Consider the following 11,916-nt stretch of genomic DNA (forward strand, 5'->3'; position numbering starts at 1 on the left):
CCTAGTTTCGAGCCGTGCAGAAATACCACGCGACCGCCACCACCCCCGCGCCCCCGGCCGTGGTCTGGCGACTGCTGCTGGACGCCCGCACCTGGCCGGCTTGGTCCACTGTGGACAGTCTGGTGCCGGAACGCTCCAGCGGTCTTGACCGCAACGGCCGGGACCCGGTCGGCGCGGTCCGCGCCTTCCGCACCGGGCGGACGGTGACCGGCGAACGCATCACCGGGCTGACCGAGGAGAAGCAGCTGACCTACCAGGACGCCTTCAACTGGGTCCTGCGCGACTACCGCGCGGTCATCGACCTCGCCCCGGCCCCCGATGGTGGCACGATCATCAACTGGCACGGCACCTACACCGCCAGGTGGGGCATGCGGCGGATGATGCGGCGCGTGATGAGCCAGACCATGCAGCGGATGGCCGACGGCCTGGCCGACTACGCGGCCAGCCAGCCACTGAGCTCGAAGGACCTGTAGCCGGACGGCTCAGCCGGGCCGGGCGGCCAGCAGTTCGGCGAGGTCGTCCAGTGCGGCGGTGCGGCCCTCGGTCAGGTGCACCCCGGCGGTGTTGAGCACCACCTCGTCCACCCCGGCCGCCCGGTACTCCGCCAAGCCCTCGGCGATCTTGTCGACCGTGCCGGTCAGGAAGACGCCGGCGCGCACCAGCGCGCGGGCGCTCAGCGCGACCTGCGCCGGGTGCACGCGCAGCCCGGCCCGCCGCAGCATGTCCGTGTAGTGCGGCGCGGCCAGGTGCTCGCGCGAGCCGTTCAGCGCGACCAGGTGCGGATCGCGACCGGGCCGGGCCACCGCGACCTGCACCACCGCCACCACCCTCGGCACCGGCCTGCCCGCCGCCCCGGCCGCGGCGCGCAGTGCCGGCAGCAGCACCTCGCGCAGGTAGGCCGGCGGGGTGAGCCAGGTGATCGCGACCTCGGCCAGCTCCCCGGCCACCCTGGCCATGCCGGGCCGCAGCACACCAAGGCCAAGGGACACCAGGGGATGCGCGAACTCGGGCAGCGCGCCCAGCATGGTGTCGTAGCGGCCCTCGTGCTGCACGGGTTTGCCGTCCAGCAGGGCACGCAGGATGGTGAGCTGGTCGCGGGCGGCGGTCAGCGGACTGCCGTAGGGCCGCCCGCGCAGCGAGGCCACCAGCTCCGGGGTGCCGGTGCCCAGGCCCAGCACCAGGTCGTGCCCGGTGAGCCTGGCCAGCGAGCGGGCCTGCAGGGCCGCCTCGTAGGGGTGGCGCAGCGCGGTGAGGGTGACGCTGGTGCCCACCGGCACCCGCAGTCCGCGCCCGGCCAGGTAGGCGAAGCCCTGGAAGGTCTCCAGCGCCAGCGACTGGCCCTGCCACAGCCGGTGCGCCCCGCTGTCCCTGACCAGCTCGGCATAGGCCGGCAGGTGCTCGGGTTCGTGCGGCATGACCGGCACCATCAGCGAGACCTTCATGCCGGGCCGACCGCCTCGGTGTCCGGCTCCGGCTGGTACCCGGCGGCCTGCAGGTTGAACAGGTAGGCGTAGTGCCCGTCCCGGCGCATCAGCTCCGCGTGTGTGCCCTGCTCGATCAGCCTGCCGCCCTCGATCACGATGATCCGGTCGGCGATCCGGACGGTGGAGAAGCGGTGCGCCACCAGCAGACTGGTCGAGGTGCGCGCGATGGTGCGGAAGCGGCCGAAGATCTCCGCCTCGGCCTCGGCGTCGATGGCCGCGGTCGGCTCGTCCAGCACCACCACCGGCGCGCCCCGCATGAACGCCCTGGCGAGTGCGACCTTCTGCCACTGCCCGCCGGAGAGCTGGCTGCCCTCGGCGAAGTGGCGGCCCAGCATGGCGTCGTAGCTACCGCCGAGGCCCTCGACCACGGTGTCCGCGCCGCTGGCGGTGGCGGCCGCGCGGACCCGGTCGGTGTCCTGGATGTGTTCCACCGCGCCAAAACCGATGTTGTGCCGCACGCTCATCTCGTAGCGGATGTAGTCCTGGAAGATGACACCCATGTTGCGGCGCAGATCATCCAGGTCGTACTCCTGGATCGGCACCCCGTCGAGGAGGATCTGCCCGCCGGTGGGCTCGTAGAGCCGGGTCAGCAGCTTCACCAGGGTGGTCTTGCCCGCGCCGTTCTGCCCCACCAGCGCCACGCACTCGCCCGCGGGCATGGTGAAGCTGACCCGGTCCAGCACGCGTGCGCTGGTGCCGGGGTAGGTGAAGCTGACCTCGCGGAACTCGATGCCCCGGCTCAGCTGTGCGGGGAAGGGCCGGTTCCCGCCGCCGATCTGCCGCTCCGGCAGGTCGAACAGCTCGAACAGGTTGCTGACGAACAGCTTGTTCTGGAACAGCATCGCCAGCCCGACCAGCAGCGCCTGCCCTGACGCCTGCACCACGCCGATGGCCTGGAGGTAGCCTGCCAGCTGGCCGATCTGGCCGGAGCCCATGGTGGTGAGCATCGCGTAGATCAGCGCCGCGCCGGAGGCCAGCACGCTGATCAGGCCGAGCAGCCCGAAGGCGACCGACTGCCTGCGGTTGATCGAGCGGTCGACCTTGAGGAAGCGGTGCACGAGCTCCCGGTACCGGCCGATGAAGAAGTCACCGAGCTGGAACAGCCGGACTTCCTTGAAGGAGTGGTCGGTGGTGGTGAGGTACTGGAAGTACAACAGCTGCCGCCGGTCCGCGGCCCGTTCGTACTCGATCTCGTACATCTTCTTGCCGTACCACATCTGCGCCAGCGCGGAGGGCACCGGCGCCAGCAGGATCAGCAGCGCGATCCACGGGTGCCAGGAGAACAGCACCGCCGAGACCGACACGATGGTGATCAGCTCGCGGGCGGTGGAGAGCGTGTCGGCGAACAGTTGGTGGATGTTGGCGCCGCTGCTCTCCTGGAAGGCCCGCTGCAGCTTGTCGTAGGAGTCGGCGTTCTCGTAGTCCTGCAGGTCCATCCGGGTGCCCTTGCGCATGACCTGCTCACCGACCGCGGTGGCCAGGTGCAGCCGCAGCACCGCGTCCAGGTACTGGTGCCACACCCCGGACAGGTGCGCGGCCACGCTGACCGCCACGATCAGCAGGCCCACGAACAACACCTGCCCGGTGAGGCCCTCGGTGCTGCCGGTGGTGACCGCGTCGGCCACCGACTGCACCGCGCTCGCGGTGAGCTGGAGCTGCACCGCCGGCACCACCGACACCGCCACGGTGACCAGGATCAGCGCACCCACCCGTACCGGGCTCAGCCGCCACAGCATCGCGGCGATGCGCAGCCAGTCGTTGTCGCGCAACCTCTTCGCCATCTCAGGAATCCCCTCGCAGGTGTGCCGGGCGGCCGCCGACGGCGCGCAGGACGTGCCGCCACAGCGCGTAGCACTCCGACTCCCTGGGCAGGTCCACCGGCATCAACCGGTTGACCTGCATGTGCGCCAGGCTGCCGAGCACGCTGAACTCGTTGCCCCACAACGTCTCCGCCGCGATCGCGGCGCGGACCGCCTGTGCCGCCCCAGCCACCGCCCCGGCCTGCGGGGCGAGCAGGCCGTTGATCAGCTCGTGGTGCGCGCGGCCTTCCCGGTGTGGCCGGAAGTCCCACGGCAGCAGCAGTTCGCCGAGGTAGTCGCGGTTGGCCTGGAACTCCTTGCGCACCGCCTCGGACTCGGCCACCGGCGGGATCAGCGCCGGGCGCTCCTGCGGGGCCAGGCCCCACTGCCGGTACAGGGCGTCCACCGTGGCGATCGCGACGAACTCCGGGCGCAGCTTGGGTTCGTCCTGTTGCAGCAGCGCGACCAGCTCGACCGTGCTGTCGCTGTTGACCGTGAAGAGGTCCTCCACCGGCTCGAAGGTCCGCGGCCCGCCGTAGCGCTCGATCTCCGGCAGGTAGGTCGCGACCGCGGTGTCGAAGGCCAGGTCCGCCTCGACCAGCCCGCGCCCCCAGGCCATCAGCTGGTGCAGCACCTCGGTGGCCGCGCCCGGATCGGCGGCGCGGCAGCGGATGCGCAGGTGTGGCTGGGGATCGGCGTAGCGGAGGTAGAACCAGCGGTCGATCAGGCCCTGTTCGCGCAGCGCCGCGATGTGCTCGCGCAGCGGTCCGGCGATGATCTCGTCGTGCCTGCTGAAGGCGGAGTACAGCTTGAGGTAGGCCCATTCCTCGCCGGGCAGGTGCCGACGGCGCAGGCTGCGGCTGGCGCCGACCTCGGCGATGGACTCCAGCCTGCCGGAGAGCGGCACCGGGCTGCGCGCGGTGTCCTCGGCGGAGTGCGCCACCAGCGGCACCACGATCTCCTCCAGGTACCTCGCACCGTCCACATCGGACAGCCACAGGTCGTCGAAGGCGGGCAGCATCTCGTGCAGCACCGCAGGGCCGTGCCCGCCGCGGACCTGCCCGGCCAGCTCGTCAAGGCCGAGTGGGTGCTCCAGGTCCAGCAGCAGCCGGTTGTCCTCGTCCACCAGGTAGACGTAGCGCGGCACCCGCCACCGCTGCCGCCAGGCGGCCAGCGCGGTGCCGAAGTCACCGGTGAGGTCCGCGGCGCGCAGGGTCCACTGCGCGGGCCGCAGCACCACGCTGCCCCTGGTGACCCTGGGCAGGAAGGACAGGTTCTCCAAGGGGCCCCAACGGAATCCGGTGGGCATGACGTAGCCGTCCTGGGAGACCTCCAGCACGAACCGGGCCGCGTTGGGCGCCAGGTGCGGGCCGAGCATGTGCCCCTGGGTGACCACGACCTCGCGGCCCAGGGTCCGCGACCACAGGTAGAACCGGTTCCCGGCCACGCCCACGTGCAGGTCGGCTAGGCTGATGGTGCGCTCTGGCCGCGTCGACGGGGTGGCGTTGACCGGCACCTCGTACTCGTGCAGCAGCGGCCGGAACGCCACGTTCGCCGCCCGCCCCGAGGTGGGCAGGAAGCACAGCTCGGCGTGCACCGCCTCGGGTTGCAGGGCGCGCACCCGCCGGGCGTGCTCGCGCAGGTGGCCCAGCGCGTCCTCGCCGAGCAGGTCGAAGAAGCGCCCGCTGGTGCGCCCGCCGTAGGCCAGGCTGAGCTCGCGCAGCACCAGCCGCCACTGCCCGTCGTCGATCCGGCCGTCCGGATCGGTGAGCTGGAGCTGGGCGTAGGCGTCCAGGGCCGGGTAGAGGCCCAGCGCGGGCTTGCCGGCCGCCGGGGCGATCCGGTCCAGCCAGGCGTCGGTCAGTTCCACCGAGGTCTCGCCCGCGCACCAGGCCTGGCTGGCGAACTCGGTCAGCAGCAGGTCGTAGTCCGCTGTGGACGGTTCGGGGGTGTTGTTCGGCACCGGGTGCGAGCGCGGCGGTTCCAGGTAGTTGTACGGCGCGTCCAGGCCGGTGTCCGGGCTGAGCACGTCCAGCACCGGGACCAGGGCGTGGTCGCCGTAGCGCTCGGTGAAGGCCTCCCGGTACTGCACCAGGTGGTGGTTGTGGCCGGGCAGCGCGGCGGCCAGGCGCATCAGGCAGTCCACCGCGTCGGCCACGGCCGCGCCGACCGCGTGGCTGAGCCCGGCGCCGTGCAGGTCCAGCGCGGAGTCCAGCTGGAAGGTGTCGCTCTGGTGGCCGGGCACCAGCGCCTGCTGGGCGGCCCGCAGCTCGCGCAGCGGCTCGGTGCCCGGCTCGGCGGCGGCCCGGTGCACCAGCTCGATGATCTCGCGCAGCGCCTCGGTGGCCGGCGCGGCCGCCTCGATCCCGGTGAGCCGCTTGGCCACGTGCTGTTCCGGGAATGGACTGGACTGCGGCGGGCGCAGGTCGCTGATGAGGAAGTTGAGCTCCCGCAACTGCTCCACCAGTCCGGCGACCCGGTCCCGTGGCACGTCGGGGAACTCCTGGGCCAGCTCGTCGACGAGCTGTTCGGCCGGGGTCGGGGTGGCGGCCATGCGCAGCACGGCGGTGACCGCGGCGGTGGCGCGCACCCGCACGCTGCGGTTGTCCGCGCGGCCGTAGATGTCGGCGTAGGGCAGCACCAGCCGGTCGCCGCGCAGGTGCGCGCCCGCGTTGCGGACCAGCCGCAGGTGCGGGCGCAGCGCCGGGTCCTGTTCGAGATCTTTGATCAGCGCCAGCAGCCAGCCCATGTCGGCGCGCACCCGGCCCCGGTGCACCGCGGGCGTCCCGAGCTCCAGCGTGGTCCGCTCGGCGAACTCACCGAGCGCGATCCCGGAGAAGGCGCCGAACGGGGTGGGCCGGGTGGACATCCTGGTCAGGTAGCGCAGCAGCCGGGAGTGCACCCGCTTGCTCTTCTTGCCGCCGCCGTCGGCGTCCAGCCGGTCCAGCGCGTCCACCAGGTCGTTGCTGGCCACGGCCAGCGCGCGGCGCACCAGCGGGGTCTGGGCCAGCGCGCGCAGCCGGGCCAGGGCCTCGGCGCGGCGCTGCTCGTCGCCGCCCTCGCCGGCCAGCAGCTCGCGGAAGGTCTCCGCGGGCAGGGCGGGCGTGCGGATCAGGTAGAACTCGCTCGCGCGGTAACGGGACTCGGTCATCGGGCACTCACCTCGTGAGGAAGGCGCGGAACCAGGACGGACGGCGCGGCGCGGTCGCGGCGAGCAGGGCCAGCGCGATCCCGGTCGAACCGGACAGCAGCGAGGGGCTGTCCACGAAGACGCCGGGTTCCTCCTCGTCGCGGAAGAGCACCGGCAGGTCCGGATCGGCCAGCTCCAGCAGCAGCTCCAGCACCCTGGGCGTCTCGGCGGCGGCCAGTTCGCTGCCGTGCGCGGCGAACTCCAGGCACAGCACCAGCACCCCGGCCAGGCCGTGGCAGAAGGTGGGGGAGAAGGACGCGCGCTCGGGCAGGCGGCGCAGCACGGCCTCGAAGGAGGCCACGGCCAGCGCGCGCAGCGACTCCTCGCCCAGCGCCTCGGCCACCGGGAGCAGCGCGACGGCTACCCCCGCGGTGCCGTAGCACCAGGCGATCTGGTCCAGCGGCTCGCTGGGCCGGACCTCGGCGCCGGTGTCGTCGATGGGCACCTCGCTCGGCCACACCGGGCCGTGGCCGTCGGCGCGCCGGATCGCCAGCACCCACTCCAGCACCCCGCGCAGCGCGGCCTCCTGGCCCGGCCGCCGGTATCCCGCCAGCCAGGCGGTGGCCAGCGCTGCCAGCGGGCCGGGGATGCCGTGCGCCAGACCCACGTTGAGGTGGCCGTACGGGTGGTCGCGCTCGCCCCGGCACTGCTCGGGGCTGATCAGCCAGCGGCGGGTCAGCGACAGGTCGCGCGGCGGTTCGCCGAGCCACACCAGGTAGTCGACCAGCCGGTCGGCCGCGGCGCGCACGGCGGGGCACGGCGAGTCGATGCCGCACAGGTAGGACAGGGTGCCCGCGGCGCCGCTGACCATGTCGTAGTCGGAGTCGCTGACCCCGCGCTCGACCGTGGGCAGCGGCAGGTCCATGACCTGCGCGGCCAGCTTCTCGTGCAGCCGGTCCAGGCTCGGGCCGAACCGTTCCTCGGCGCGGACGCAGGCGGCCAGGGCCAGCGCCAGGCCGCTGGTGCCCGAGAGCAGCCCCGGCTCGGCCAGCGGGGTGCCCGCGGTCCCGGCGACCGCCTCGCGGATGTAGGTGAACGCGGTGTCCAGCGCGCCGCGGCGGCCCGGTTCGTCCGGCGCCGCCTCGGCGGCGAGCACGTGCAGCAGCGCGAGGCCGGCGTGCCCGTGCGCGAAGCCGGGATAGGACCAGCCGTAGGGGTGGACCGCCTGCTCGGCGGAGGCCATGACCAGGTCGATGACCGACTCGGGGTCGGCGCTGCGGCGCGCGATCTCCAGCGCGGTCGCGGTGGCCCGGCGCGCCAGCGCACCCGGCAGCGAGCCGTGCCAGGCGAGTGCCGGGGCGCTCGGGCCGGCCGAGGCGTGTTCGGACAACTGGCGCACGAATGCCCCCTTTTTCTTGTGGCGAATGCGGTATTTTGCCGAGTGGGTGCTGCCGTGTCTTCCACACACGGCAGCACCCTCGTGCTCAGCGCATGCAGCCCGCGGTGCAGATCGGGGTGCAGGTCTGGCTGCACTTGCAGGTGGTCTTGGAACAGACCGGGGTGCGCGAGCAGGTCAGCCTGCTGATGATCGACAGCGGCCCGGCCGCGCCGTCGGCACCCGCCGGAGTGGTGATTCTGACGTCCAGATCGAATGCGTCCATGTTCGCCTTTTCCTTTCGGAGAATTCACCGGCCGGAATCAGCCGGTGCGTATTGACTGCGATTCGCATCGCCGTGGCCAACGTAAGTCGCGGCGCGTACACGGTGCTGACGGCCGCGTACACAGCGCTGTCAGAGCGCTGTCGCCGCGCTGGCCGTCCAGTTCAAACCCCTTGTTCCGCTGGGGGCTGCACGATCCGTGTGCCTGCGGCTACGGTGGGCGCGACCGCGGTCACGATCTGGGGAGTGACTGTGCCGTCTTGGGGGTGGGCTGTGGGGCCGCAGCAACACGAGTTGAGCTTCGGGGTTCTGGGACCGGTGGCCGCCTGGCGCGGCGCGCACCAGATCGATCTGGGCTGGCCACGGCAGCAGGCCGTGCTGGCGGTGCTGCTGCTGGAGCTGAACCGGCCGGTGCCGGTGTGCGCGCTGATCGACGCGGTGTGGGGCGAGGCGCCGCCGCAGGGCGTGCGCAACACCGTGCAGACCAACATCAGCCGGTTGCGCCGGGCGCTGCGCGCGGACCCCTCGGCCGACCGGGACGACCTGGTGGTGCGCACCGACGCCGGCTACCTGCTGCGCGCCGAGGCGTCCCAGGTGGACGCGCTGGCCTTCGAGCAGGAGCTGGCCGCGGCCAGGGAGCACCGGCGGGCCGGGAACCTGGCCGCCGCGACCACCTCGGTGGAGTCGGCCCTGCGTCGCTGGCGCGGGGACCCGTGCAGCGGCCTGGAGGGCTCGTACCTGCACACCAGGCGGCTGCGGCTGGCCGAGTGCAGGCTGACCGCGCAGGAGCTGTGGGCCGAACTGCTGCTGGCGCGCGGTGAGCACGCGGCGGTGGTGGCCGAGCTGACCGCGCTGGTAAGCGCTCACCCGCTGCGCGAACGCCCGCGCGAGCTGCTGATGCTCGCGCTGTGCCGCTCGGGCAGGCGGGCCGAGGCGCTCTCGGCCTACCAGGACGCGCGGACCACGCTGGCCGACCGGCTCGGCATCGACCCCGGGACCGGGTTGCGCGAGCTGTACCAGCGGATCCTGGCCGAGGACCCGGAACCGCCGCCCGCGCCCACCACGATCAGGGTCGCGCCCGCCCCGCCACCCGCCGCCCCGGTGGCGCCCGCGCAGCTGCCGGCCGCGGTGCGTGCCTTCACCGGCCGGGACGCCGAGCTGCGGCAGCTCATCGTGGCCGCCTCCGGCGCGGCCGACCCGGACCGGCAGGACAGCGAGATCGTCGCCATCGACGGGATGCCGGGGGTGGGCAAGACCGCGCTGGCCGTGCACGCCGCCCGCGCGGTGGCCGAGCACTTCCCGGACGGCCAGATCTACCTGCGGCTGGGCGCCTTCAGCGCGGACCGGCCGCCGGTGGCCCCCGAGGACGCGCTGGCCGACCTGCTGCGCGCGGTGGGCGTGCCCGGCGCGGAGATCCCCGACGGGCTACCGGCCCGCGCCGCGCGGTGGCAGGCCAGCCTGCGGGAGAAGCGGATGCTGCTGGTGCTCGACGACGCCACCGGCCACGAACAGCTCCGCCCGCTGCTGCCCGGTCCTGGCCGCTGCCTGGTGCTGATCACCAGCCGCCGCAGGCTCACCGCGCTGGAATGCCTGCGCACCCTGGAGCTGGACCCGCTGCCCGCCGAACAGGCCAGAGCCCTGTTCCTGCGCCTGGCCGGGCGGCAGGAGCCCGACCCGGCGGCGCTGGCCGAGCTCACCGCGCTGTGCGGGCGGCTGCCGCTGGCGATCACATTGCTGGCCGGGCGGTTGCGGCACCGTCCACGGTGGACACTGCGGTACCTGGTGGACCTGCTGGCCTCCTCGCGGATGACGCTGGGGGAGCTGCACGCGGAGAACGTCACGCTGACCGCGGCGTTCGAGCTGTCCTACCGCAACCTCACCGAGGGGCAGCAGCGGCTGTTCCGGTCGCTGGCCCTGTTGCCGGGCACCGAGATCGAGGTGCACGCCACTGCCGCACTGGCCGGACTGGAGCTGCCGGAGACCCGCCAGGAGCTCGAACAGCTCTACGACGACCACCTGCTCACCGAGTCCGAGCCCGGCCGGTACCTGTTGCACGACCTGGTCAAGGAGTACGCGCTCACCCTGGCCGAACAGGACGACCCGGCGCCGAGGGCGGCCGCGTCGGGCAGGCTGCTGGAGTACTACCTGGACACCACCGCGCTGATCAGCACCAGGGTGCTCGCGGACGCGCCGATGGCGGTGCCCGCGCTGGCCTGCCGGTTCGCGGACGACCCCGCGGTGGACACCGAGTCCGGCGCGCTGGCCTGGCTGGACCGGGAAGGCGACAACCTGGTCGCCTGCCTCACCTGTCCCTCGGCCAGTGCGCACCCCGCACTGGTCGTCTCGCTCACCACCGCTCTGCACCCGTACCTGCGCAGCCGCGGCCACTGGCACCGGTCGATCAGCCTGCACCAGGCGGCGCTGGCCCTGGCCGAGGACATCGGCGACGAACCCGCCCGTGCCGCCGTCCTGCACAACCTCGGCACGCTGCGGCGCCTGACCGGCGACCACCCCGGCGCGCGCCGGGACCTCGGCGACGCGCTGGTCCGCTACCGCGCGCTCGGCCACCTGCGTGGCGAGGCCGGCGTGCTCACCGAGCTCGGCGTGCTGGACACCGCCACCGGCGCGCCCGACGCCGCGACCAACCACCTGCGCGACGCCCAGCGCCGCTACCGCCTGCTGGGCAACCCGCTCGGCCAGGCGCACATCCAGCTGCACCTGGGCATCCTGCGCCACCAGCTCGGCGACCTGCCCGGCGCCGCCGCCCACCTGTGCAATGCCCGGCACCGCTACCGCCTGCTGGCCAACCCGCTCGGCCAGGCGCACGTGCTGGCCGCGATCGGTCACCTGGGCACCGAGGCCGGTGAGTTCCCGGTGGCGCTCGCCGCGCTGACCGAGGCGCTGGCCGGCTACCGCGCGCTCGGCGACCAGCTCGGCCAGGCCACGACGCTGAGCCACCTCGGCGACTGCCACCGCCAGGCGGGTGATCCCGTTGCCGCACAACGTCACCTCGACCAGGCGCTGACCTCCTTCGCCGGGGTCGACGAGCCACTGAGCCAGGCCACCGCCCGGCACCGCCTGGCCACCCTGCACCTGACCACCGGACGGCACACCGAGGCCCTGCGCGAGTTCCGCCAGGCCCTCGGCCTCGGCCGCCGCCTCGGCGCCCGCGCCGCGATCGCGGCCGCCCTGACCGGCATGGGCCGCTGCCTGGTCCACCTCGGCGACCCCGAGCGCGGCGCGGAGCACCTCCGCCAGGCGGTGGCCCTGCTCACCGAGCTGGGGTCGCCGGAGGCGGCGGAGGTGACCCGCGCGCTGTCCGCGCTGCCGGAGGCCAGCTGAGCTCAGTCCAGCCGGCACCGGCGGCGTCGGATCACTTGCAGCAGGCCGCGGCCTGGACCGCAGGCGGGGCGTCCTCGCCGAAGGCGGCCGAGTCGCTCTTGACCACGTAGACCTCCCACGGCTCGCGGCCCGGCCCGTGCACCCACACCTTGTCCTGCACCGCGTAGCAACAGGTGGTGTCGTTCTCCACCGCGGTGAACAGCCCCAGTGCGGCCAGCCGTTCGGTGGCCTGGCCGACCTGCTCGCTGGTCTCGACCTCCACGCCGAGGTGGTCCAGCGCGGTCTCCTGGTCCGGCTCGCCCGCCAGCAGCACCAGCTTCAGCGGCGGCTCGGCGATGGCGAAGTTGGCGTAGCCGGGGCGGAGCTTGGCCGGTTCGACGCCGAAGAGCTTGGTGTAGAAGGCGATCGAGGCGTCCAGGTCGGACACTCGCAGGGCCAGCTGGACACGGGACATGACGTCTCCTTGGATAGATGTTCATCTAATCAAGCAGGGCCCACATTGC

Annotated in this window: 8 protein-coding genes; 2 read left to right on the top strand and 6 right to left on the bottom strand. The window is 73.2% G+C overall.

Annotation, left to right across the window (positions count from 1 at the left end; genetic code table 11):
* Positions 1 to 14 precede the first annotated feature (14 nt).
* A complete protein-coding gene (locus tag ACWDY5_RS31125) occupies positions 15 to 473 on the top strand; it encodes an SRPBCC family protein (RefSeq protein ID WP_449725703.1) in 459 nt (152 codons plus the stop codon).
* Between the two features lie 9 nt (positions 474 to 482).
* Here the strand turns inward: ACWDY5_RS31125 and ACWDY5_RS31130 are convergent, their stop codons facing one another.
* The 5 genes from ACWDY5_RS31130 to ACWDY5_RS31150 form a co-directional block, all read right to left on the bottom strand.
* On the bottom strand, positions 483 to 1,442 hold the full coding sequence (locus ACWDY5_RS31130; protein WP_449725704.1) for an LLM class flavin-dependent oxidoreductase: 960 nt from the start codon (positions 1,440 to 1,442) through the stop codon (positions 483 to 485).
* Complete coding sequence (locus tag ACWDY5_RS31135) at positions 1,439 to 3,265, bottom strand: ABC transporter ATP-binding protein (protein ID WP_449725705.1); 1,827 nt, start codon at positions 3,263 to 3,265, stop codon at positions 1,439 to 1,441. Before ACWDY5_RS31135 ends, ACWDY5_RS31130 begins: the two co-directional genes overlap by 4 nt.
* A 1-nt stretch (position 3,266) precedes the next feature.
* The gene (locus tag ACWDY5_RS31140) at positions 3,267 to 6,434 is read right to left on the bottom strand and encodes a lantibiotic dehydratase (RefSeq protein WP_449725706.1); all 3,168 of its coding nucleotides are present in this window, start codon (positions 6,432 to 6,434) and stop codon (positions 3,267 to 3,269) included.
* Between the two features lie 7 nt (positions 6,435 to 6,441).
* Positions 6,442 to 7,812, bottom strand: a complete 1,371-nt coding sequence (locus ACWDY5_RS31145; RefSeq protein WP_449725707.1) for a lanthionine synthetase C family protein — start codon at positions 7,810 to 7,812, stop codon at positions 6,442 to 6,444.
* An 85-nt stretch (positions 7,813 to 7,897) separates the two neighbouring features.
* Positions 7,898 to 8,074, bottom strand: coding sequence for an FDLD family class I lanthipeptide (locus tag ACWDY5_RS31150; protein ID WP_283659310.1), 177 nt, complete (start codon positions 8,072 to 8,074; stop codon positions 7,898 to 7,900).
* Positions 8,075 to 8,365: 291 nt separating this feature from the next.
* Between ACWDY5_RS31150 and ACWDY5_RS31155 the strand changes: the two genes are divergently transcribed.
* A complete protein-coding gene (locus tag ACWDY5_RS31155; RefSeq protein WP_449725708.1) occupies positions 8,366 to 11,413 on the top strand; it encodes an AfsR/SARP family transcriptional regulator in 3,048 nt (1,015 codons plus the stop codon).
* A gap of 31 nt (positions 11,414 to 11,444) precedes the next feature.
* On the opposite strand, the gene ACWDY5_RS31160 is transcribed toward ACWDY5_RS31155, so the two are convergent.
* On the bottom strand, positions 11,445 to 11,867 hold the full coding sequence (locus ACWDY5_RS31160) for an ArsI/CadI family heavy metal resistance metalloenzyme (protein WP_449725709.1): 423 nt from the start codon (positions 11,865 to 11,867) through the stop codon (positions 11,445 to 11,447).
* Positions 11,868 to 11,916 lie beyond the last annotated feature (49 nt).

Source organism: Crossiella sp. NPDC003009 (genome assembly GCF_053591555.1).